The organism is Klebsiella sp. Q11 (assembly GCF_964241505.1).
Classification (GTDB): domain Bacteria; phylum Pseudomonadota; class Gammaproteobacteria; order Enterobacterales; family Enterobacteriaceae; genus Klebsiella; species Klebsiella michiganensis.
Map to the genome: position 1 here is coordinate 88,526 of NZ_CAXSXW010000001.1, position 24,031 is coordinate 112,556.

At 58.3% G+C, this 24,031-nt stretch carries 20 protein-coding genes; 9 read left to right on the forward strand and 11 right to left on the reverse strand.

The window, feature by feature from the left end:
- Positions 1-31: 31 nt before the first annotated feature.
- Positions 32-961 carry a LysR family transcriptional regulator gene (locus ACESQ2_RS00370; protein ID WP_373170086.1) on the reverse strand — a complete coding sequence of 310 codons (930 nt, stop codon included), beginning with the start codon at positions 959-961 and terminating at the stop codon, positions 32-34.
- Positions 962-1,141: 180 nt separating this feature from the next.
- Between ACESQ2_RS00370 and ACESQ2_RS00375 the strand changes: the two genes are divergently transcribed.
- Both ACESQ2_RS00375 and ACESQ2_RS00380 read left to right on the forward strand, forming a co-directional pair.
- Positions 1,142-1,891 carry an SDR family NAD(P)-dependent oxidoreductase gene (locus ACESQ2_RS00375; protein WP_049101474.1) on the forward strand — a complete coding sequence of 250 codons (750 nt, stop codon included), beginning with the start codon at positions 1,142-1,144 and terminating at the stop codon, positions 1,889-1,891.
- 127 nt (positions 1,892-2,018) lie between these two features.
- Positions 2,019-2,435 (forward strand): Exc2 family lipoprotein, encoded by a 417-nt coding sequence (locus ACESQ2_RS00380; protein ID WP_032748557.1) that lies wholly within the window; start codon positions 2,019-2,021, stop codon positions 2,433-2,435.
- Between the two features lie 37 nt (positions 2,436-2,472).
- Here the strand turns inward: ACESQ2_RS00380 and ACESQ2_RS00385 are convergent, their stop codons facing one another.
- From ACESQ2_RS00385 to ACESQ2_RS00430, 10 genes are all read right to left on the reverse strand, one after another.
- Positions 2,473-3,624, reverse strand: coding sequence for a Gfo/Idh/MocA family protein (locus tag ACESQ2_RS00385; RefSeq protein WP_025107087.1), 1,152 nt, complete (start codon positions 3,622-3,624; stop codon positions 2,473-2,475).
- Positions 3,621-4,649 (reverse strand): sugar phosphate isomerase/epimerase family protein, encoded by a 1,029-nt coding sequence (locus tag ACESQ2_RS00390; protein ID WP_373170087.1) that lies wholly within the window; start codon positions 4,647-4,649, stop codon positions 3,621-3,623. The genes ACESQ2_RS00385 and ACESQ2_RS00390 overlap by 4 nt, the downstream gene beginning before the upstream one ends.
- 16 nt (positions 4,650-4,665) lie before the next feature.
- Positions 4,666-5,907, reverse strand: a complete 1,242-nt coding sequence (locus ACESQ2_RS00395; RefSeq protein WP_025107089.1) for an MFS transporter — start codon at positions 5,905-5,907, stop codon at positions 4,666-4,668.
- Between the two features lie 150 nt (positions 5,908-6,057).
- Positions 6,058-7,434 carry a phenylalanine transporter gene (gene pheP, locus ACESQ2_RS00400; protein WP_048261542.1) on the reverse strand — a complete coding sequence of 459 codons (1,377 nt, stop codon included), beginning with the start codon at positions 7,432-7,434 and terminating at the stop codon, positions 6,058-6,060.
- A 267-nt stretch (positions 7,435-7,701) separates the two neighbouring features.
- Positions 7,702-9,939 carry a TonB-dependent receptor gene (locus tag ACESQ2_RS00405; protein ID WP_373170088.1) on the reverse strand — a complete coding sequence of 746 codons (2,238 nt, stop codon included), beginning with the start codon at positions 9,937-9,939 and terminating at the stop codon, positions 7,702-7,704.
- A gap of 342 nt (positions 9,940-10,281) precedes the next feature.
- Positions 10,282-11,235, reverse strand: a complete 954-nt coding sequence (locus ACESQ2_RS00410; protein ID WP_014228266.1) for an aldo/keto reductase — start codon at positions 11,233-11,235, stop codon at positions 10,282-10,284.
- Between the two features lie 131 nt (positions 11,236-11,366).
- Positions 11,367-12,143, reverse strand: coding sequence for an ABC transporter substrate-binding protein (locus ACESQ2_RS00415; RefSeq protein ID WP_004848539.1), 777 nt, complete (start codon positions 12,141-12,143; stop codon positions 11,367-11,369).
- A 19-nt stretch (positions 12,144-12,162) separates the two neighbouring features.
- Positions 12,163-13,341: a M20 aminoacylase family protein gene (locus ACESQ2_RS00420; protein WP_004848538.1), complete on the reverse strand. Its 1,179-nt coding sequence runs from the start codon at positions 13,339-13,341 to the stop codon at positions 12,163-12,165.
- Positions 13,342-13,780: 439 nt separating this feature from the next.
- Entirely contained in the window at positions 13,781-14,263 is a 483-nt protein-coding gene (locus tag ACESQ2_RS00425) for an RcnB family protein (RefSeq protein ID WP_025107092.1), read from the reverse strand.
- Between the two features lie 308 nt (positions 14,264-14,571).
- Positions 14,572-14,964 (reverse strand): hypothetical protein, encoded by a 393-nt coding sequence (locus tag ACESQ2_RS00430; protein ID WP_373170089.1) that lies wholly within the window; start codon positions 14,962-14,964, stop codon positions 14,572-14,574.
- A gap of 274 nt (positions 14,965-15,238) precedes the next feature.
- Between ACESQ2_RS00430 and ACESQ2_RS00435 the strand changes: the two genes are divergently transcribed.
- From ACESQ2_RS00435 to ACESQ2_RS00465, 7 genes are all read left to right on the forward strand, one after another.
- Entirely contained in the window at positions 15,239-16,357 is a 1,119-nt protein-coding gene (locus ACESQ2_RS00435) for an ABC transporter substrate-binding protein (protein ID WP_373170090.1), read from the forward strand.
- Between the two features lie 6 nt (positions 16,358-16,363).
- On the forward strand, positions 16,364-17,446 hold the full coding sequence (locus ACESQ2_RS00440; RefSeq protein WP_032748538.1) for an iron ABC transporter permease: 1,083 nt from the start codon (positions 16,364-16,366) through the stop codon (positions 17,444-17,446).
- The gene (locus ACESQ2_RS00445; protein WP_014837719.1) at positions 17,443-18,234 is read left to right on the forward strand and encodes an ABC transporter ATP-binding protein; all 792 of its coding nucleotides are present in this window, start codon (positions 17,443-17,445) and stop codon (positions 18,232-18,234) included. The genes ACESQ2_RS00440 and ACESQ2_RS00445 overlap by 4 nt, the downstream gene beginning before the upstream one ends.
- A 281-nt stretch (positions 18,235-18,515) precedes the next feature.
- A complete protein-coding gene (locus ACESQ2_RS00450) occupies positions 18,516-19,439 on the forward strand; it encodes an aminoimidazole riboside kinase (protein ID WP_046876910.1) in 924 nt (307 codons plus the stop codon).
- A gap of 164 nt (positions 19,440-19,603) precedes the next feature.
- On the forward strand, positions 19,604-21,121 hold the full coding sequence (locus ACESQ2_RS00455) for a carbohydrate porin (RefSeq protein ID WP_004848527.1): 1,518 nt from the start codon (positions 19,604-19,606) through the stop codon (positions 21,119-21,121).
- 136 nt (positions 21,122-21,257) lie between these two features.
- Entirely contained in the window at positions 21,258-22,628 is a 1,371-nt protein-coding gene (locus tag ACESQ2_RS00460; protein ID WP_014837718.1) for a sucrose-specific PTS transporter subunit IIBC, read from the forward strand.
- Positions 22,628-24,028: a sucrose-6-phosphate hydrolase gene (locus ACESQ2_RS00465; protein WP_046876911.1), complete on the forward strand. Its 1,401-nt coding sequence runs from the start codon at positions 22,628-22,630 to the stop codon at positions 24,026-24,028. The genes ACESQ2_RS00460 and ACESQ2_RS00465 overlap by 1 nt, the downstream gene beginning before the upstream one ends.
- Positions 24,029-24,031: the final 3 nt, after the last annotated feature.

The window sequence follows — 24,031 nt, forward strand, 5'->3', positions numbered from 1 at the left end:
TCACGCGATGCATAATATTCGCAGGCAATCGTCATTCTCTGGTTCCTGTGAGCAGTAGCCCACTCGCCGCCGCCGGAAATGCTTCCGCCAGCCAGTCGATAAATACGCGTAGCCGGGATGTGACGTGGCGATTTTGCGCATAAACCACGTGGAAGGGATAAGGGGCCGGGCGCCATTTGCTGAGTATTTCCACCAGTGTTCCGTTCACCAGCGCATTTCTCAACGAATATGAGAAGGTCTGCACAATACCCAGCCCAGCCTCCGCAGCCGCGATATGCGCGTTGCTCTCATTTACGCCAAGGTGATGTTCCGTTTTGATCTCTTGAGCCATACCGTTATCCAGAAAGCGGAACGGAAAGGCTCTTCCGCTGGCGGGAGACAAATAGCTGACCAACCGATGTCCGTTCTTCAGCTCATCGGGATACGCGGGAACACCATAAAGCCTGAAATAGCCCGGCGTAGCGCAGGTCACAATCGTTGCTTCGCCGATTTTGCGCGCGATCAGCGTCGAGTCGTCCAGCGGCCCTCCTCTAATCGCGCAGTCGATATTGCCGCTGATAAGGTCCGAGGGGCTGTCAGCGACCGCCAGATCGATGCGGATATCCGGATAGGTCGTCATAAAATCAGCCAGCAGCGGGATCAGCACGTCGCGAGCGGTGGAACCGCCTACCGCGACGCGCAGGTGGCCCTTTGGCTTATTGCGGGAAGCGCGAAATGAGGCATCAATCTCGTCCAGCTCTTTCAGAATCCGCACCGCTTTTTCATAGTATTCACGCCCTTCCGGCGTGACGGTAATGCGTCGGGTCGTGCGCTGCAGCAGGCACACGCCCAGATGCGATTCAAGCTGTTGAATGGCTTTACTGAGGGTGGCGTTGGGCATATTCAGGGAGTCTGCGGCCCGGGTAAAACTGTTGGCTTCGACAACGCGCGTAAAAACTTTAAGGGCTGAAAACCGATCCATTATTCATTTTTCCTGATAATAGCCGCTGATTATTCACCGGTGTGAAGAGTGTTTTTCACATTACTCCGTTTTTTGCATCCGTGGCTGACGGTAGAGTGACTCCCGTACTCAGTCGCCAGGTGGTCACGGTAAGTGGATGACTCAATTGGCATATTCATACTTTAGTTAAGGAAGTGCACCATGAGTAAAAAACTTTCGGCAAAAATCGCGTTAGTCACCGGCGGCACCTCGGGCATCGGCCTGGCATCAGCCCGGGAGCTGGCCTCGCAGGGAGCGACGGTCTATATCACCGGCCGCCGTCAGGAAGAGCTTGACGCGGCGGTCGCGTTAATCGGTCCCGCCGCCAGCGGGATCCGCGCCGATGCCTCGATATTAAGCGACCTCGATAGGGTGTTTTCGACCATTGCCAGCGAATCAGGGCGACTGGATGTGCTTTTTGCCAATGCGGGCGGCGGCGATATGATGCCGCTGGGCGCCATAACGGAAGAGCACTTCGATCGCATTTTCGCTACCAACGTGCGCGGCGTACTGTTCACCGTCCAGAAGGCCTTGCCGCTGTTGACCCAGGGGGCTTCCATCATCCTTACCGGCTCGACGGCGGCGGTGAAAGGCACCGCGAACTTCAGCGTGTACAGCGCCAGTAAGGCCGCCGTGCGTAACCTGGCCCGCTCATGGGCGCTGGACCTGAAGGCGCGCGGTATCCGCGTGAATGTGGTCAGCCCGGGGCCCGTCCGTACGCCCGGTCTGGGGGGACTTGTCACGGAAGAGCAGCGTCAGGGGCTCTTCGATATGCTGGCCGCCGACGTCCCGCTGGGCCGCATTGGCGAGCCGGAAGAAGTGGCTAAAACGGTAGCTTTCCTGGCCTCAGACGACGCGAGCTTTATTAACGCCGCTGAAATCTACGTTGATGGCGGGCTGGCGCAGATCTAAAAAATGCTGCCTGAAGACCCTTGGATTCATGGGTCTTCAGGTGCTACCGTACAGACATAATTAGCCGTTTTGTTCTGTAGCCGAATGATCGGTGTACCTGTTCTAATAATTATGGATGATGATATCAATGAAACTAAAAATAGCGCTTATCGCGCTCGGCTGTTCGCTTGCCGCCCTTTCCGGCTGTACCTCCTCAAAATCTTCTCCGGAACGCCACGCTTACTATTTTGTCTCACACCGCAGCGATTTCGTCGGCGGTAACTTCGTTAGTAACCGTCAGGAAAACTACCGCTTAAATCTGCCGAACTTTACCGACATCTATGCCCGCGGCCAGCAGGACAGAAAGTCGGGGATGAGCGAAAGCGACGCCCGCCGTACCGCCGACGCAATCAGGCAGCAGGTGGCAGAGGGCACAAAAACCCAGCACGCATTTACCGGCAACGTCAGCGATAAATGGGATAACGAAATGGAAAATAAAGACGCCGTGCTGTTCGGTAATGAACTGGCCGGAACGTATCTCGACGGCTATTTTGGCGTGAAATAACCCAGCGGGTGCGCGAAATGCGCACCGCGCCTTCGGCTTATCTTTCCACCTTCACCCAGCGCTGCTGCTGATGGCTTTTCACTATCGCCGCAATGATGTACATCACATCCGCCCCCTCGTAGAATGAGGCGAAACGCCGTGACGATGCCGGCGGCATCTCACCGGTGCGCACTGCCTGATAAAAGCTCAGCATCATATTTTTAAACGCATCGGGCCAGCCTTCATTATGCCCGCCGGGGAAGTGGGCGCTGGCGGCGGCCTCGCCGAGCATCAGGCTCGGATCGTCGCTCAGCAGCTGGTTTGGCCCCTGGCGATGTCCAATCCACAGCCGCTGTGGCATTTCCTGATCCCAGGCCAGCGAACAGCGGCTGCCGCCGATCTCCACCGTCAGGCCGTTTTTTCTCCCGGCGCTGACCTGCGAAACGATAAAGCTCCCTTTGCTGCCATCGTCGAAGCGAAACAGGACCGACCCCAAATCTTCGGTATCGACGGGCCGCGCTTCATACGCGATATCATCGCGATGCTGGCTGAACGTCGCGTCGCCGGCCACGGGCGCCTGGCGCGTCGGCCAGACGATGGAGAGGTCCGCCATCACCTCCACAATGCGTCGGCCGGTCATAAACTGCACCGTATCGCACCAGTGGGAACCAATGTCGGCCATCGCCCGCGAGGCCCCGCCCTGCGCCGAATCCACCCGCCAGTTATAGTCGGTCTCCAGCAGCATCCAGTCCTGCAAATAGCTGCCGTGCACCGCAAACAGCCTCCCGACATCGCCGTTGCGCATCATCGCCGCCGCCTGCTGCACCATGGCAAACTGGCGATAAACAAAGCTGACGCCATGAATCACCCCGGCGCTTTCCGCCAGCGCCACCAGCTCACGGGCCTCCTCCGCGGTCATGCAGAGAGGCTTTTCCGAAAAGACGTGCAGTCCGGCGGAGAGGATCTGTCGGTTAATCCGCGCATGCAGATGGTTCGGCGTACAGTTATGCACCACCTGTAGCCCGGGATGCGCCAGCAGCGCCTCAACGCTACCGTAGGCGTGCGCCACGTTGAGCTGGCGCGCCTTCTGCTGCGCCATCTCCAGCGAACCGTCGCACAGCGCCACCACCTCGATGTCGCCCACCCGGCGCAGCGCTTCCAGATGCGCCGGCCCGATAAACCCGGAGCCAATAATGCCGACCTGAATCATTCTCCTCCCTCCTTGCCTGCGGCGAAATCGTCAAACGCCCGCCCGGAGACCGGGATGATATGGCGGCGGATAAACTCGCTGCCTTCGCGCGCGCCGACCTCCGCGTCCTTCAGGCAGCACTCCCACTCCAGCACCGCCCAGCCGTCAAAATCATACTCGGTGAGCTTGCTGAAAATCGTTTTGAAATCGATCTGCCCGTCGCCCAGCGAACGAAAACGCCCCGCCCGCTGCTGCCAGTTCTGATAGCCGCCGTAGACCCCGCAGCGCCCGTCGCGGCGGAATTCGGCGTCCTTGACGTGAAACGCTTTGATTCGCGAATGATAGATATCGATATACGCCAGGTAGTCCATCTGCTGAAGATGAAGGTGGCTGGGGTCATAGAGCATATTGCAGCGCGGATGGTTATCGACCCGCTGCAGAAAACGCTCAAAGGTCACGCCATCATGCAGGTCTTCGCCGGGATGGATTTCGTAGCAGACATCCACGCCCTGCTCGTCAAAAACGTCCAGCAGCGGTCGCCAGCGCCGGGCCAGTTCATCAAAGGCCTCATCGAGAAGCGGCTGATTATGCGGCGGCCACGGATAAAAATAAGGCCACGCCAGCGCCCCGGAAAAGGTGGCATGCGCCTTTAGCCCCAGACGCGCCGAGGCCACCGCCGCCTGGCGCACTTTCTCTACCGCCCACTGCTGGCGCGCCCGCGGGTTACCGCGCAGCGCGGCGGGCGAAAACGCGTCAAAGGCCTTATCATAAGCCGGATGAACGGCCACCAGCTGCCCCTCAAGATGGGTGGACAGCTCGCCGATCGCCAGCCCCTGTTCCGCCAGGATGCCGCTCACCTCATCGCAGTAGGTCTGGCTCGCGGCGGCGCGTTCAACGTCGAAAATCGCCGGATGGTTGCAGGGGATCTGCAGTGCCTGATAGCCCAAACCGGCGGCCCACTGCGCCAGGCCCTCCAGGGTATTAAACGGCGCCTGCGCGCCGATAAACTGCGCCAGAAAAATGCCCGGTCCTTTGATTGTTTTCATACCACCTCCTGAAAAATTAACGCTGCTCTTTCTCGTTGTAATGGAAAGAGAAAAGGAAAATCAGCGCGATAACCGCAGCGGCCACCGCCGGGATCCACCAGAAGGTCACCCACGCCTGCGGTACGCTCTGGCCTGCCACCAGATGGTTGTACAGCGCGCCGGAGATCTGCGACCCCAGCAGCATGCCGATACCGTAGGTGAACATCACGATCATGCTTTGCGCCTGGCCCTTCACTTTTTCACCGGCCACGCGGTCGGTATAGATAAAGCCCACAACAAAGAAAAAGTCATAGCACACGCCGTGCAGCAGGATGCCGAGATAGAGCAGGAAGCGCCCCTCTTCGCTGACCCCCAGCGCAAAGAAGGCGTAGCGCACGAACCACGCCGCCATGCCGATCAGCAGCATGTATTTCACCCCGAGGCGGCGGAACAGCAGCGGGATCACCAGCATAAAGAAGATTTCTGACATCTGACCGAACGACATCGCGGTGCTGACGTCCGCGATGCCGGCATCCGCCAGATAAGAGGCGGTATAGGCGTAGTAGGTCCCCAGCGGAATCGAAATCAGCGTCGCGCAGAGGGAGAAAATCAGGAAGTGGCGCGTTTTCAGCAGCGCGAAAGCGTCGGCACACAGCAGATCGCGAAACTGGACCGGCGTCCCTTTCGCCGGCGCCGGCGTGTGCGGTAGCGTCAGGCTATAAACGGCCAACGCCGCCGAGCAGAGCGCCGCCAGGGTAAAAATGCCGGTGGTATCGGAGATACCGGTGACGCCGATGAAGATGCCGGCGATGATCCAGCCGATGGTGCCGAAGACGCGCACCACCGGAAAGGTTTTATCAACGTTCGCCAGGCTGTGGAAAGCGATGTTGTTGGTCAGCGCCAGCGTCGGCATATAGCACAGGGTGTAGCCGAACAGCAGGCCAATCAGCAGCGCGCCGTTTTGCGCCACCAGCGCCTGCGGAACAAACCACAGAATAACCGCCCCGGCCAGATGCATCACCGCCATCACCTTCTGCGAAGCGAAAAAGCGATCGACCAGCATTCCCAGCACAAACGGTGAGAGAATAGACGCAATCGGCCCGGCGGAGAAAGCATCGCCGATCAGCAGCGACATCTCATAGCGGGTCATTACCAGCCCCAGCGTCACCGACCAGCTACCCCAGATAAAGAACTGCATAAACATCATTAACGACAGCCGCGGCACCAGAAAACGGTGGGCTACGCGGGGACTTTCACGACCTTCGGTTGTTGTGACCATTTCGACCGCCCTCAAAAAGTAATCGATTACAAATACGCTCAAATAAAAAGTAATCGATTACAAAAAGAAGATCGCGGGCAAAACACGCTAAGCGCGAAGAAGATCACAATAAAAGGAGATAATGCCCCGCCGGACGACGGGGCGATCGTGCTACGCCGAACGGCGCAGGGTTTTAAAGGCCACAAACAGGAACAGGATCCACACCGGCAGCAGAATCGCCGACAGGCGCATCCCGTCAATGGTGCACATCAGCACCAGGATCAGCCCCAGAAAGGCGATACAGATATAGTTTCCGGCGGGCGACAGCAGCGCTTTAAACTTCGACTCGCGCCCCTTGCGCCGCTGGGCGGCGCGGAACTTAAGGTGCGCCAGGCAGATCATAATCCAGTTCAGCAGCAGCGTCGCTACCACCAGCGCCATCAGCAGGCCGAGGGCTTTCTGCGGCAGCAGATAGTTAAGCAGCACCACCAGCGAGGTGATAATCCCCGAGAGCAGCAGGGAGTTAACCGGCACGCCGCGCTTGCTGACGCGGGCGAGAAACTTCGGCGCATTGCCCTGCACCGACAGACCGAACAGCATCCGGCTATTTGAGTAAACGCCGCTGTTATAAACCGACAGCGACGCTACCAGAATCACGAAGTTCAGCGCGGAAGCCACCACGTTGCTGTCGAGATTATGAAAGATCATCACGAACGGGCTGCTGTCGGATTTGATTTCCACCCACGGATAGAGCGCCAGCAGAACCACCAGCGAACCGATATAAAACAGCAGAATACGGTATACCACCTGGTTAACCGCTTTCGGGATGCTCTTTTCCGGGTTCTGCGCTTCCGCGGCGGTAATGCCGATAAGCTCCAGTCCGCCGAAGGAGAACATGATCACCGCCAGCGACACGATCAGGCCGTGCCAGCCGGTGGCGAAGAAACCGCCGTGTTTCCACAGGTTATCGATTCCCGCCTTGCTGCCGCCGTGGCCGCCGAACAGCATCCACAGGCCAAAGCCGATCATGCCGATAATCGCCAGCACCTTAATCAGCGCGAACCAGAACTCCGCTTCGCCGTACAGGCGCACGTTCACCAGGTTTACGGCGTTGATAATGATGAAGAACGCGGCGGCCCAGATCCACGTCGGCACATCCGGCAGCCAGTACTGCATATAGATCCCGGCGGCGGTCAGCTCCGCCATCCCGACCAGCACGAACATCACCCAGTAGTTCCAGCCGGAAAGAAAACCGGCGAACGGGCCCCAGTATTTATAAGCAAAGTGGGCAAAGGAGCCTGAAACCGGTTCTTCGACGACCATTTCGCCCAGCTGACGCATGATCAGAAAGGCAACTATCCCGGCGACGGCATAGCCGAGCAGTACGGCCGGTCCCGCCATTTGAATCGCCGGCCCGATGCCGAGAAACAGGCCGGTACCGATGGCGCCGCCAAGGGCGATAAGTTGAATATGTCGGTTCTGTAAACCGCGATGAAGCGTCGGGCCGCTTTCCTCTACGGCATCCGACGATGTTGACGCGTCTTTCACGTCGCTCCCCTGTGTGTATATATGAAGGGGCACCTTTTAACACTTATACCCGTCATACTTCAAGCTGCATGTGCGTTGGCTTTTCTCGCTCACCCCAGTCACTTACTGGAGTAAGCTCCTGGGGATTCCCTGCGTCGCCGCCTTCCTGCAACTCGAATTATTTAGGGTATAAAATCGTCATACTTCAAGCCGCAGATGCCCTGGCTTTATACATTCATTGATTTATTACAACCGGCGAGCCGCCCTGCCCGCTCCTGCGGTTTTGCCTTAAAATTCGTAGCCGACCGAAACCTTGAACGTGCGCGGTTCGCCGCGGAACAGATAGGTTCCGCTGTCGTCCGCGCCGGACCAGTAGTTCTCATCCGTCACGTTATCGACGCCTGCGCGTACCGTCATCTGATTCTGGTTCTCGTTAAGCGCCAGACGATAGCGCACGCCGAGATCCAGGGTCGTGAAGCTATCAATCTTCTTGCTGTTCGCCTGGTCGGCATACTGCGAACCCGAGTGATTGAGGCGTGCGGTGGCGGTCAGGCCGTCGATAGGTTTGATGTCATACTCTGCGCCAAGCACCGCGTAGAAGCCCGGTACGCCGATGGCTGTTTTACCATCATTGACGCCATCCTTGGTTTTCGACAGTTCGGCTTTCAGCCAGGTCGCGCTGGCGTTAAGGCGCAGGCCGTACAGCGGTTCGCCGAAAACGTTAAATTCCACGCCGCGATTGCGCTGCTCGCCGTTAAGGCCATAGCGTTTCTGGCTATCCAGGAAGGCGGACGGCATTTTAATTTCAAACAGCGCCAGCGAGCCGCCAATGCGGCCAAAATCCGCCTTCATCCCGACTTCGTTTTGTTTTGAGTGAATAATTCCGACGCTTTCCCCATAGTTAGCGGCGGAGGTTGGCGCATTGCTGCCCGGCTGCAGGGCTTCGGTATGGTTAGCGTATAAAGAGAGAACCTGCCACGGCTTATAGACCACGCCATAGGTCGGCATCCAGCGGCTGTCGTCATACGCATCGCTTTGCAGGCCGGTGACTTTATCGTAGTTGCGCACCACCACTTTTTGATGACGGGCGCCGACGGTGAACAGCAGCGTATCGTCCAGCACGCCGAGGGTGTCGCTCAGCAGCCAGCTCTGGGAACGGGTGCGGCCGCTGGTGAGCGGATCGCCATAGTCGCCGCCGAATGATGCGTTCGCCGGGGGCGCAACCGGACGGGTATCGTAGATATTCACCAGCGGATTATCCGCCGCCTTCGACATCCGCCACGCGGTTTTGTCGTTCTGGGTTTTCGCCGAATAGCCGACGTTGACCTTGTGCGACACAAAACCGGTGGCGAATTCGCCGCGTATCCCGGCCATGCCGCTGGCGGTATCCATATAGCGGTTGGTGTCCAGGCGCCCCGCCGTGGCGTTGCCCGCCCGGTCAATCAGCTTCGAGGCGCTATAGAGACCGATTTCATGGGCATGCTGCGCCCCCAGAGCGGCGTAGGCGGTCCATTTATCGACAATGTCGTATTCCATTCTCAGCATACCGAACTCATTTTCGATATCGCTGTAAGCCCATTTTTGCGTGTAGTTGTGGGTGTTATCCGGCAGGCGCGGAATAAAATCGACGCCCGAAATGTTGATGCCCATCGGGCTACCGTGGAAGGTTTTTTTCTGATAGCCAAAGTCAAACGAGCTGCGCATCCGTTCGCCGCGATAATCGAGCCCTATGGAGGCCAGCGTGGTTCTGCGCTTATCACTCTCCACCGCCGCCTCGCCTTCGCGGTGCACCAGATTCACCCGCGCGCCGAACTGGTTGTCGTCGCCAAAGCGGCGGCCCAAATCCAGCGTGCCGCCGACCTGAGAATCCGAGGTATAGTCGACGCCCACGCGGGCGGTCGGGGTATCTTCCGCGCGCTTAGGCTCCAGGTTGATCATCCCGCCGACGCCGGAGCTGGCCGCACCGTTCAGCAGGGCGTTGGCGCCTTTAAAAATTTCGACCCGCTCAAGCATGGCGGTATCCACCACCTGACGCGGCACCACGCCCGCCAGCCCGCTCAGGGTCATATCATCGCCGTCAAATTTAAGGCCGCGAATGCGGTAGGTCTCGGCGTAGTTACCGTAGCCCTGCACCGGCTGAACTCCGGCATCGTTGCTGACCACATCGGCGATGGTTTTCGCCTGCTGATCCTCGATAAGCTTCGAGGTATAGCCGATGATGCTAAACGGAACGTCCATCGCGTTTTGTTCGCCGAGCATTCCGAGACGGCCGCCGTTGGCGATCTGACCATCGAGATAGGCGGGCACTATCAAATCGCCGCCGGCTTTAAAATCGCTGGCGGATGCGGCCTGAACGACCATCGTTTCTTCGCTTTTCTGGCGTTCGGCGACGTTTTCCGCCGCCGTTGCCGAATGGGAGATTGCGCCAATGGTTAACGCCAGCAGCGTTTTCCGCAGCGGGAAAGCCGGTGCGGCGCAGCCGCTTAAGTTGGCAGAGACGGCCAGCGCCGGGAGAGTGCGTTTCATAAGATCAGTCCTGAACAAAATCAACGATCCGATAGTGACTCCGCCGCCGAAATTCGCATTTCCGGTCTTGCGCCTGTGAGCCCCATCCAGTGCCTTCGCCGTTTCCCTGTGAGCCCGCGACGTACGCAGGTTATCTCCTGATAAAACCACAAACAAGAAGAAGAATGAGAACTATACGCATTATCTTATCGTAATCAAGCCTGGCTTTTGCCGTCTGGAAAAACGTTTCATTTTTCGCTGAAAGGGATTCGCCGCAGAGGTTTGGGCGAAAGGTGAGGAAGCGCGCGCAGCAAAACGCGGAGAGACAAAAGGCCGGAACCCGACAGGCTCCGGCCTCAATCACTACGCGCTGGCGGTATCCAGACGCGCCAGCTGCCCGGCGCTCAGGCTCAGCGCGGCGGCGCGAGCAAAGCTCTCCACCTGAGCGAGGCTGGTGGCGCTGGCGATGGGCGCCGTCACGCCGTCGCGGCTCATCAGCCAGGCCAGCGCGACTTCGGCAGGTTTAGCGCCGCTTTGCTCCGCCACTTCAACCAGGGTATCGACAATACGCAGCCCGCGAGGATTGAGATATTTGCCGATACCGCCCCCGCGCTGGCTTTGCGCCAGGTCGGACTGCTGGCGGTATTTGCCGGTCAGGAAGCCGGACGCCAGGCTGTAGTAGGTCACCACGCCGATATCGCGGCTGATGCACAGGTCGCAGAGCGCGCCCTCAAAAGCCGAGCGATGATAAAGATTGTATTCCGGCTGCAGCACCTGCCAGGCCGGCAGGCCGCTTTTACGCGACACCTCCAGCGCGCCTGAAAGCTGCTGCGCATCGAGGTTCGAGGCGCCCATGGCGCGGATTTTCCCCGCCTGCTGTAGGGCATGGAAGGCGTCGAGGGTTTCGGCGACCGGCGTTTCCGGGTCCGGCCAGTGGGCGAAATAGAGGTCAATATAATCGGTATTCAGGCGTCGCAGGGAGTCGTCCACCGCCTGCTGGATCCAGGCTTTTTTCAACCCTTTATGACCGGGAAGGCCTAAATCGGAACCCACTTTGGTGAAGAGCTTTACCTTATCGCGCATGCCTGGCCGCGCCTGTAGCCAGCGGCCGATAATGGTTTCAGACTCGCCGCCCTGGTTGCCATCCGCCCAGCGGGAGTAGACATCCGCCGTGTCGATAGCATCGAAGCCGTGGTCTATAAACGCATCAAGAATGGCAAAACTGGTTTTTTCATCGATGGTCCAGCCAAAAACGTTACCGCCAAACACCAGCGGGGCGATGGAAAATCCGGTTTTGCCCAAGGGACGTGTCATCATGCCGTTCACTCCTTATCGCTTATATTCAGTATCCTTCGGAACGCCGTGAGGGCCAGAAAAGGACAATTACGGGATAGTAAGAAAAGGAAGCTTGAAGCGGGCTATCCGTGCCCGCTGAATGCATAACAACATTATGTCCCGGAATAGACGTCAAAGCTAAAATATTTCCCGGCTAACTTTTTATAGGTGCCGTCGGCGAGAATAGTGGCAATCGCGCCGTTTATCTCCTGGCGCAGAGCATCGTCCTCTTTGCGCAGGCCAATCGCCGCGCCGGCGCCGAACAGCTTGTCGTCCTTCAGGTGGCCGCCAACGAACGCAAAATCTTTACCCTGCGGCTGCTGCAGGAAGCTGTAGTCGGCCATCATCCCGGAAAGCACCGCGCCGTCAATACGCCCGGACTCCAGATCCTGAACCACGCGATCCGCCCCCTGATAGGCGACGATATTGATCCCGGCCGTGCGCCAGTGCTGGTTAACGTAAGTCTCCTGCGCCGAGCCCTGCTCTACGCCGATGGTTTTGCCCTTCAGCTGCTCGACGGTATTCCCGGCCAGGGTGTTTTTACGCGCCACGAGGAACACCGGGCCGTTGTACAGCTTGTCGCTAAAGCCGATCTGCTCTTTACGCTTCTCGGTCATATACATGCCGGAGAGGATCGCGTCGAACTTACGCGCCTTCAGCGCCGGAATAATGCCGTCGAAGTTGCTTTCCACCCACACGCACTTCGCCTGCAGCTGGGCGCAAATCGCGTTGCCGAGGTCAATATCAAAACCCGCCAGCTTACCCTGCGGATCTTTCCATTCAAACGGCGCGAAAGTCGGATCGACGCCAAAGCGAATTTCCTTATTTTCTGCGGCCAGGGCTGAAGTTGAGGCCATCAGCGCGACCCACAGCAGAAGAGATTTTTTCATTATTTACGGACTCCAGAGATCAACGGCAGTGTGTTTCAACTAACCGGGCGAACAGCGTCGCGCCGGTAGAAATAATGTCATCATTAAAGTCATAGCCGGGGTTGTGCACCATACAGCTGCCCTTCCCGCCTTTCTCGCCATTGCCCAGCAGGAAGTAGCAGCCGGGGCGCTGCTGGAGCATAAAGGCGAAATCTTCGCTGGCGTTCATCGGCGAAATGGATTCCAGCACGCCCTCCTCGCCAAAGACGTCCAGCGCCAGCGCTTTGGCGAATTCGGTCTCTTCGACGCTGTTGGTCAGTACCGGATAGGAGTCAAAAACCGCTACCTCGCTGCTGGCGCCGTAGCTTTTGGCGGTAAAATCAGCGAGCTCCTTGATCCGCTTAATCAGCAGGTCGCGAATTTCCGGCTTCATCGCCCGCACGCTCAGCTCCATCACCACGTTCTCAGGGATGACGTTGGAGGCGATACCCGCCTGGAAGGTGCCGACGCTCACCACCGCGGTTTCGCCCGGCGGTACGTTACGCGCAACGATGCTTTGCAGATTCATTACCAGCGCCGCGCCGGTAACAATGGGATCGACGGTGCGCTCGGGATGCGCGCCGTGGCCGCCGTAGCCGGTAATGGTGATTTTTACCGTATCCGCCGAGGCCATAAAATTCCCGGCGTAAAAGCCGATTTTCCCCACCGGCAGGCCCGGCATATTATGCAGGCCGAAGATGCGCTCGCAGGGAAAGCGCTCAAACAGGCCGTCTTTGATCATTAAATCCGCGCCGCCGATCGCTTCTTCCGCGGGCTGGAAAATCAGGTGTACCGTGCCGTTGAACTGGCAGGCCGGCGAGGCGATATATTTCGCCGCCGCCAGCAGAATGGTGGTGTGGCCGTCGTGGCCGCAGGCGTGCATTTTTCCGGCCACGGTGCTGGCCCAGGGGAGATCGGTCGCTTCGAAAATCGGCAGCGCGTCCATGTCGGCGCGCAGGCCGATAGTACGCGGCGAATCGCCCTTGCTTAACGTTCCTACCACCCCGGTTTTCGCCAGCCCGCGCGTCACCGTATAGCCCCACTCGGTCAGTTTTCCGGCCACCAGCTCGCTGGTATTAAACTCTTCCAGGCTTAATTCCGGATGGGCGTGTAAATAATGACGGATCGCAATCATTTCATCTTCGGTGGCTTTAATTTCAGGAATTACACAGTCGGTCATGCCGGTCTCCGGGATATAGAATCAGGTGCTAAGCTTTAATAACTTAACGTGCTAAGGGTTTATTGCAAGCAGGATTTCTTATTCCGCGCGGGGTTTTCATCTGATTTATTCATAGCGATTTAACGGCGAAGCGGACGAGTTTTACTATCACCTGAACCAGGAAACGTCTTACATTCTCTGCCTTTTATTAACCATGAAGCACAATACTCATTTATAAAGCCTAAATAAGCAGATAAAACATCAAAGAAGAGGCGCAAGGATGATATTTTCAACTTTGCGGTTTTTAAGCGGATTTGATGTGAGAACAGGGGCGGGTGGGCAGTGCCCAATAGCGCCAGGCTGGCCGGACTACCGTCCCTCAGACGCGGAAATCGGTAGCGCGAACAGGTGCACAGCACCGCCTCCGGAGGAGGCGGTTGCGAGGTTAAAGCAGAAAAGGTTAGTGGCTCAGCGCGCCGTTAATCAGGATCGACGTAATAATCCCGGTCGCGGCGGCAATCAGCACATAGTTACCGTCAATATAGGACCAGTGCTGCCCGTGCGGCGGTGCCGGTAATCCGCGATCGTTCCAGTCGTTTATCCGGTAATCATTGCCGCGATAACGTTCCGGAGCCGGCTGACCTTTGCGAAAATCATGGCCGTTCCACGCGAAATGGTCCCGCTCATGGCGCTCCTGATGAGGGTTACCCTGCGGCCCCTTATCACCGCGCGACGGGCCACGGTTATCGTCGTTACCCTGATGATTGTTGGCCTGCGGCCCCTTGCCCGGCCCCTGCTGACGGTTGCCGTCCGGGCCGCCGCGGCCGGCGTCTTGCTGCCAGACCTGCTGCTGACCGCGGTTGTTGCCGCCAGGGCCATCCGCCCAGGAGACGGAAGTCAAAGCACAAGATAGAATAATCGCCAGTGAAAGAATCTTTTTCATAATACACCTCCTGATATATTTCCTTTGTACCGGGAAAATGTGGAGGAATAGTGAGTAACAATATAACCAGGACAATTCCTGGCTTATACCTTTCATCTTTTAAGGCGCATGTCCTGGCTGCATGCATTCCCCCCGTTCACCTGGCGACCGGTGCTCCCGGGGACTTATAAATTCGCCGCCGCTGTGCGGCTAAAAATCCAGGGAGAGAGCATGATAACGTTTTTAAAATATTATCCCGACGCTGAACAAAGCGCACCAAATAACAAAAAAGGCCGCTTTCGCGACCTTTTTTAGAAAATAGCCAGAGATTACTCAGTGACTTTGGTTTTTAGCTCTTGGGCACCCTGCTTGGTTTTATCCCAGCCTTCTTTGCTGACCTCTTTGGTCTTATTCCAGCCTTTTTCGGTGCCTTCTTTAGTCGCGTTCCAGCCCTTCTCAGTCCCTTCTTTGGTCTTATTCCAGGTTTTCTGCGCGCCTTCGCTAACTTCGCTGCCTACGCTGTCGCTTTTGCCTTCTGCCGCGTGTTTGGCTTTCAGCTGCTGCTCTTCACCCTGGTGCTGGGCCTCGTGCAGTTTTTCTTTCGCGGTGTTCGCCCCTTCATGGGCCGCCGCGACGGTATCGTCGGTTGCGTGTGTCGTTGTTGCAGCAAAAACAGGAGCTGCTACCAGAATCGCAGATAACGCAATCATTGCTTTTTTCATAATGTCCTCTCTCGCTAACGAACTTAATGTTATGAGTCGCATTTAGCATGGCACAAGATTTTACCGCCTGGCTTTAGGGATTGTTCTTAAAACTGATTTCGGACTTTTCTATCGACTTTTGGTCTGCCGCGTCCCGCTTCTGAATGCGCGAATAAATTCCAACAAATTTGTTACATTTTAAGTCATTTGCCGTTGATATACTTGCCGTTTATGTTTACACGAGAATAATTCTCAGAATCATTATATTTATAAATTAGCAAACGGAACGCATATTATGGCAAGAAAATCAGTAGGTTCGTTCATCCTTACTGCCCTGATTTCCACTCCTCTCTGTAGCTTTGCCGCGCAATATCCGCTCACCGTCACCGATCTCGACGGCCGCGCGATTACGCTCCAGCATGAGCCACAGCGCATTATCCTGCAGGATGGTCGCGATATTATGGCCATGGCCCTGCTCGACCGCGACAACCCCTTCAGGCGCGTCGTGGCATGGAATAACCTGGCCAGAAAACAGGACATCAATACCTGGAAAATGCTGCAAGAGAAGTGGCCGCAATCCGCTCAGATCCTCGATATGGGCTTTAGCGATAAGGGCAACGTTGACCTTGAGAGCGTCATTTCCCGCCAGCCGGACCTGATGATCGCCCAGCTTCGCGCGAAGCCCGCGCTGGAGGAGAGCGGTGTCATCAGCAAGCTCAGCGCGCTGAATATTCCCGTGCTGTTCGTCGATTATGAAATCAACCCCGGCAAAGACACCGCCCCGAGTATCGATCTGCTGGGGAAAGTCCTTAACCGTGAAGAAAACGCCAAAGCCTATACCGACTATTACCGTCAGCAGCTGGACGCCATCCGCCAGAAAACCGCGAACATCACGCCAAAGGCTAACGTTTTTGTCGAGGCGCTGGCGGGTAATAGCGATGCCTGCTGCTTTACCCACGGCCACAACGGCTGGGGCGGTCTGGTCGAAGCCGTCGGCGCGAACAATATCGGCTCGCAGCTGCTGCCGGGCGCTTCCGGCTTTGTGTCGCTGGAAAAAGTGATTAGCATGAAGCCGGATGCCTATATTATGACCGGTTCAAAACGCGGGAATAGCCAGGTGCTGCCGCTCGGTTTACAGGCCGATCCTCAGGAGGTCAATCGCCAGGCGGAGCGGCTGCTATCGCGCACCGGCGTGAGCAACATCCCGACGATTGAAGCAAAACGCGCTTACGGCATTTACCACCACTTCTACAACCATCCGTGGAATATCGTCGGTATGGCGTATCTGGCGAAGGATATCTATCCCCAGACCTTCAGCGACCTCAACCCTGACAATAGCTGGCACTACATTGTCCGTCATTTCACCACCCTTCCCGATCTGCCGTTTGTTTTTTCCTGGCAACAAGGTGAGTAATTAGCCATGAGTCTCTCTCCTGAATCCGATATCGTCGCGTTCGGCGTCGATAGCCGTGACGTAATGGCAAACTACCGTCACATTGTGCGCCGCCGCGCCATCATGCTGCTGCTGCTGACGCTGTTGATTGTCGCCTCGCTGCTGCTCGACTTCGTGATGGGGCCATCCGGCCTGTCGCTGCAGGCGCTTTGGCAAACCCTTACCGACCCGGCCAGCGCCAGCGCCGGGACGCGGGCGATCGTCTGGGATATCCGCATGCCCTATGCGCTGATGGCGATCGTCGTCGGCCTGGCTCTCGGCCTCGCCGGGGCGGAAATGCAGACCATCCTTAACAATCCGCTGGCGAGCCCGTTTACGCTCGGCGTCTCCTCGGCGGCGGCATTCGGCGCGGCGCTGGCTATCGTGCTGGGGATAGGGATTCCCGGCATTCCCGGCCAGTGGTTTGTCTCGGCCAACGCTTTTATCTTCGCTCTGCTGGCGGCGCTGCTGCTGGACGGTATTACGCGCTGGACCCAGGTCGCCACCTCCGGCGTCATTCTGTTCGGGATCGCGCTGGTGTTTACCTTCAATGCGCTGGTATCGATGCTGCAGTTTGTCGCCAACGAAGATACCCTCCAGGGGCTGGTGTTCTGGACGATGGGCAGCATTGACCGCGCTTCATGGCAAAAGGTGGGGATCCTGCTTGCGATACTGGCGGTCGTCATGCCGCTATCAATGCGCAGCGCGTGGAAGCTGACCGCGCTGCGCCTCGGCGAGGACCGGGCCGTCAGCTTCGGCATCAACGTGCGCCGCCTGCGCCTGACCACCCTGCTGCGCATCAGCGTTCTGTCGGCGATTTCGGTGGCGTTCGTTGGCCCAATCGGTTTTATCGGCCTGGTGGCGCCGCATATCGCCAGGCTGGTTTTCGGCGAAGATCACCGCTTTTACCTGCCGGCCAGCGCGTTAATCGGCGCCCTCGTCCTGTCGCTGGCTTCGGTTGCGGCAAAAAACCTGATTCCCGGCGCAGTGATTCCGGTGGGTATCGTCACCTCGCTGGTGGGGGTGCCTTTTTTCCTGAGCATCATTTTGCGCCATCGGGGGCACGTATGAGCCATATTGTATCCGGACTGGCGCTGACCCATTTCAGCGCCGGTTATCCCAGACGTCAGGTGATCCGCGACCTGACGGTACCGCGGCTGCAGCGCGGTAAAATCACCGCGCTGCTCGGCCCCAACGGCAGCGGAAAATCCACCCTGATGCGGGCGATGGCCGGGCTGGGGCCGTCCGCGGGCGAGCTGTCGCTGGACGGTGAGAATCTGCTTGCCCTCCCCTTTGCCCGGCGTGCGGAAAAAGTGGTCTACCTGCCGCAGACGCTGCCCGCCGGCGTGCACTTGCGGGTGCTGGAGTCGATTATTGTCGCTCAACGCGCCGCCGGAGGAGCGCACAGCCCGGAAAATCAGGCGCAGGTGATGTCGCTGCTGCGCCAGCTAGGCATTGAACATCTGGCGCTGAGCTACCTCGACCGGCTATCCGGCGGGCAGAAGCAGCTCGTCGGCCTGGCGCAATCGCTTATCCGTCAGCCAGCCCTGCTGCTGCTGGATGAGCCCCTTAGCGCGCTGGATTTAAACTATCAGTTCCACGTGATGGATCTGGTGCGTGAGGAGACGCAGAGGCGCAACATCATCACGCTGGTGGTGGTTCACGACATCAATATCGCCCTGCGCCACGCGGATCACGTGCTGATGTTGAAAGAGGGACAACTGCTGGGGGACGGCGCGCCGGCCGAGGTGATTACCCCGCAGGCTCTGGCGGCGGTTTACGGCGTGCGCGGGCGCATCGAGCCCTGTTCTCAGGGGGTGATGCAGGTGATTATCGACGGTCTGGCGGCGGGGGCTTAAGCGGCTGCGGCGTTGAACATCAAGCCCTGAGATCCCCTCTCTCCAGGGCTTTTCCGGAGGCGGCGCGCTGCGCCTCTCCGGCCTACCGCGTTATGCCGCCATCTCGCCCGCCGCCACCGGAAGCCCCTCCCGCCTGGCCGAATCATCGCTCTTTTGCTAACCAGCTCACGTTTTTATGCCCTGATTGGCACTTTTCCGCCCGTGACGTTCCCCTCATTCTGTCGCTATGCTTTAATGTGCTAAACCGGTTTAATTAAGTTTAGCTATGGAGAATTTTCAACATGAATGCAAAAGTTTGGGTTCTGGGAGACGCGGTAGTGGACCTGCTGCCGGAGAGCGAAGGCCGCCTGCTGCGCTGCCCCGGCGGCGCCCCGGCTAACGTGGCGGTCGGTATCGCCCGCCTTGGCGGCGACAGCGGATTTATCGGCCGCGTCGGCGACGATCCGTTTGGCCGCTTTATGCGCCATACCCTGCAACAGGAGCAGGTCGACGTCAGCCATATGCGCCTCGACGGCCAGCACCGTACCTCCACCGTGGTGGTCGACCTGGACGATCAGGGGGAACGTACCTTTACCTTTATGGTGCGCCCCAGCGCGGACCTGTTTCTGGCGGAAGAAGACCTGCCGCAGTTTACCGCCAACCAGTGGCTGCACGTCTGCTCCATCGCGCTCAGCGCCGAGCCCAGCCGCAGCACCACCTTCTCGGCGATGGAAAGCATCAAACATGCCGGCGGCCGGGTCAGCTTTGACCCCAATATCCGCCCGGACCTCTGGCAGGATCAGGAGCTGCTGCACGCCTGCCTCGATCGCGCCCTGCGCATGGCCAACGTGGTGAAGCTGTCGGAAGAGGAGCTGGTATTCATCAGCGGCAGTGATGATTTAGCCTACGGAATCGCCAGTGTGACCGAACGCTATCAGCCTGAACTGCTGCTGGTGACCCAGGGCAAAGCCGGCGTACTTGCCGCCTTTCAGCAGCAGTTTACCCATTTCAGCGCCAAGCCCGTTGTCAGCGTGGACACCACCGGCGCGGGCGACGCATTTGTCGCCGGACTGCTCGCAAGCCTTGCTGCCAACGGGATGCCGACGGATATCGCTGCGCTGGAACCGACGCTCACGCTGGCGCAAACCTGCGGCGCCCTGGCGACAACGGCGAAAGGCGCCATGACCGCCCTGCCATACCAGTGCGATCTTAATCGCCAGTTTTGATCCTTCAGGCCGCCGCGCGCGGCCCACTTTGTTGCATCCATCACATTTATTAAACCGGTTTAGCAAAATCCATTTCAAAATGTTAAGGGTCATGCTTAACATAGCGCCTAAACCGGTTTAGCAAAAAACAACATTTTACATTTTCCTTTCGGGATGCAACCAGCATGTATAAAAAAAGCACACTCGCCGTCCTTATCGCTTTGCTAACCGGCGCCGCCTCAGCCCACGCGCAAACGGATCTCAGCACGATCGAAGCCCGTTTGATCGCCCTGGAAAAACGCCTGCAGGAGGCGGAAAACCGGGCGCAAACTGCGGAAAACCGCGCCGAGTCGGCGGAGAAACAGGTCCAGCAGCTCACCGCGCAGCAGCAGAAAAATCAGGACACGACGCAGGAAGTGGTTCAACGTACCGCCAAACTCGAGAAGAAGGCCGATGAGAAAAGCGGCTTTGAGTTTCACGGCTACGCCCGCTCCGGCGTGATAATGAATGATTCCGCCGCCAGCACCAAATCCGGCGCCTACATGACGCCAGCGGGGGAAACCGGCGGGGCTATCGGTCGTCTGGGAAACCAGGCCGATACCTATGTTGAAATGAACCTTGAACATAAGCAGACCCTGGATAATGGCGCGACGACCCGTTTCAAAGTGATGGTCGCCGACGGACAAACCACTTATAACGACTGGACGGCAAGCAGCAGCGATTTGAACGTTCGTCAGGCCTTTGTCGAACTGGGCAACTTGCCCACCTTCACAGGGGCGTTTAAAGGCTCCACCCTGTGGGCCGGGAAACGCTTCGACCGCGACAACTTTGATATTCACTGGATTGACTCTGACGTTGTGTTCCTCGCCGGTACCGGCGGCGGTATTTACGACGTCAGGTGGAACGACAGCATCCGCAGCAACCTCTCGCTTTACGGGCGCAATTTCGGCGATATTGCTGACTCGAGCAACAGCGTGCAGAACTATATCCTCAGCATGAACAACTTCATCGGTCCGGTGCAGGTGATGGTCAGCGGGATGCGGGCAAAAGACAACGACGACCGTCAGGATACCAACGGTAACCCGGTCAAAGGCGATGCGGCAAATACCGGGGTACATACGCTGCTCGGCCTGCACAACGACAGTTTTTACGGTCTGCGTGAAGGCACCAGCAAAACCGCCCTGCTCTACGGTCACGGCCTGGGCGCGGAAGTTAAAGGTATCGGCTCTGACGGCGCGCTACGGTCGGGAGCCAACACCTGGCGCTTCGCCAGCTATGGCACCACCCCGCTCAGCGAAAACTGGTCTATCGCCCCGGCGATCCTGGCGCAAAGCAGTAAAGGCCGTTATGCCGATGGCGACAGCTATCAGTGGGCCACGCTCAACATGCGCCTGATCCAGGAGATCAACCAGAACTTCGCTCTCGCTTACGAAGGCAGCTACCAGTATATGGATCTCAAACCCGAAGGTTATAACGATCGTCATGCGGTAAACGGTAGCTTCTACAAGCTCACCTTCGCCCCGACATTTAAGGTCGGCAGCATCGGTGATTTCTTCAGCCGCCCTGAAATCCGCCTTTACACCTCGTGGATGGACTGGAGCAAAAAACTGAATAATTACGCCAGCGATGACGCGCTGGGCAGCAATGGTTTTACCTCGGGCGGCGAATGGTCGTTCGGTATGCAGATGGAAACCTGGTTCTGACGGTGAATGCCTGACGACAGGCCCTCCGGGGCGACGACGCGCCTTTCGTCGCCCCGGACACAATAACGACGCAGAGACTGCGCCCCCGTTAACGCGGGACGACAACACGAATTTTTTTACGCATTCAGAGGGTACTATGGATTTTGAACAGATTTCCCGCTCGCTGCTTCCGCTTCTGGGAGGCAAGGAAAATATCGCCAGCGCCGCGCACTGCGCCACGCGCCTGCGCTTGGTGCTGGTCGATGACGCGCTGGCCGACCAGCAGGCTATCGGCAAAATTGAAGGGGTTAAGGGCTGTTTCCGCAATGCCGGGCAGATGCAGATTATTTTCGGCACCGGGGTGGTGAATAAAGTCTACGCCGCCTTTATTCAGGCGGCTGGTATTAGCGAATCCAGCAAATCGGAGGCCGCCGACATCGCGGCGAAAAAGCTTAATCCTTTCCAGCGCATCGCGCGCCTGCTGTCGAACATCTTCGTACCGATTATCCCGGCTATCGTCGCCTCCGGCCTGCTGATGGGCCTGCTGGGGATGGTCAAAACCTACGGCTGGGTTGACCCGAGCAACGCCCTCTACATCATGCTGGATATGTGCAGTTCGGCGGCGTTTATCATTCTGCCGATCCTGATTGGCTTTACCGCGGCCCGCGAATTCGGCGGTAACCCCTATCTCGGCGCGACGCTCGGCGGCATTCTGACCCACCCGGCGCTGACTAACGCCTGGGGCGTGGCCGCCGGTTTCCATACCATGAACTTCTTCGGCCTCGAAATCGCCATGATCGGCTATCAGGGGACGGTGTTCCCGGTGCTGCTGGCGGTGTGGTTTATGAGCATCGTTGAGAAGCAGCTGCGCCGCGCGATCCCCGATGCCCTGGACCTGATCCTGACGCCGTTCCTGACGGTGATTATTTCCGGTTTTATCGCCCTGCTGATTATCGGCCCGGCCGGTCGCGCGCTCGGCGACGGCATTTCGTTTGTCCTCAGCACTCTGATTAGCCACGCCGGCTGGCTCGCCGGGCTGCTGTTTGGCGGTCTCTATTCGGTTATCGTCATTACCGGTATTCACCACAGCTTCCACGCCATCGAAGCCGGACTGCTGGGCAACCCGTCCATCGGGGTCAACTTCCTGCTGCCGATCTGGTCCATGGCCAACGTCGCCCAGGGCGGCGCCTGCCTGGCGGTATGGTTTAAAACCAAAGACGTCAAAATCAAGGCCATTGCGCTGCCCTCGGCGTTTTCCGCTATGCTGGGCATCACCGAGGCGGCGATTTTTGGTATCAACTTACGCTTCATGAAGCCGTTTATCGCGGCGCTGATCGGCGGCGCGGCGGGCGGCGCGTGGGTCGTGTCAGTGCACGTCTATATGACCGCAGTCGGCCTGACGGCGATTCCCGGCATGGCCATCGTGCAGGCCAGCTCGCTGCTGAACTACATTATCGGCATGGTCATCGCCTTTGGCGTCGCTTTCGTCGTCTCTCTGCTGCTGAAATACAAAACGGACGCTGAATAATGTCACTACCATCACGTCTGCCTGCGATTTTGCAGGCCGTTATGCAGGGCCAGCCGCGCGCGCTGGCCGATAGCCATTATCCACGCTGGCACCATGCGCCGGTGACCGGGCTGATGAACGACCCCAACGGCTTTGTCGAGTTTGCCGGGCGCTATCATCTGTTCTACCAGTGGAACCCGCTCGCCTGCGATCATAAGTTCAAGTGCTGGGCGCACTGGAGTTCAGAGGATCTGCTGCGCTGGCGGCATGAGCCTATTGCGCTGATGCCGGATGAAGAGTACGACCGCAACGGCTGCTACTCCGGTAGCGCGGTGGATAACAACGGTACGCTCACCCTGTGCTATACCGGCAACGTGAAGTTTGACGACGGCGGCCGAACCGCGTGGCAGTGCCTGGCGACGGAAAACGCCGACGGTACCTTCCGCAAAATCGGTCCGGTCCTGCCGCTGCCGGAGGGCTATACCGGCCACGTGCGCGACCCGAAGGTCTGGCGGCATAAAGACCGCTGGTACATGGTACTGGGAGCGCAGGATCGGCAAAAGCGCGGTAAGGTGCTGCTGTTCAGCTCCCCGGACCTTCATCAGTGGCGCAGCGAGGGCGAAATCGCCGGCTACGGCATTAACGGCCTGAGCGACGCGGGCTATATGTGGGAGTGTCCGGATCTGTTTCCGCTCGGCGACCAGCATATTCTGATCTGCTGCCCGCAGGGGATTGCCCGCGAAGAAGAGCGCTTCCTCAATACCTATCCGGCGGTGTGGATGGCCGGTAGTTTCGACGACCACCGCGCCGCGTTCAAACACGGCGAGCTGCACGAGCTGGACGCCGGGTTTGAGTTTTATGCCCCGCAAACCATGCACACCAGCGATGGCCGCCGCCTGCTGGTCGGCTGGATGGGCGTCCCGGACGGTGAAGAGATGCTTCAGCCGACGCTTGCCAGCGGCTGGATCCACCAGATGACCTGCCTGCGCGAACTGGAATTTATCGACGGCCGGCTCTACCAGCGTCCGCTGCGCGAGCTGACCGCCCTGCGCGGGGAGGCGCACGGCTGGCAGGGGAACGCACTGCCGCTGGCGCCGATGGAAATCGCGCTGCAAACCGCCGGCGACGACGCGCTAAGCCTTGATTTCGGCGGCGCGTTAACCCTGGAGCGCGACGCCAGCGGTATCCGTCTGGCGCGACGCAGCCTCGCCAGCGATGAAATGCACTATCGCTACTGGCGCGGCGAGGTGCGCTCGCTGCGGATTTTCATCGATCGGTCGAGCGTGGAGTTTTTCATCAACGACGGCGAGGGGGTGATGAGCAGCCGCTGCTTCCCGGATTATCCGGCGCAGCTGATTTTCTCCGGCAGCGCGCCGGATGCATTCTGCTACTGGCCGCTGCGAACATGCATGATAGAATAAGCG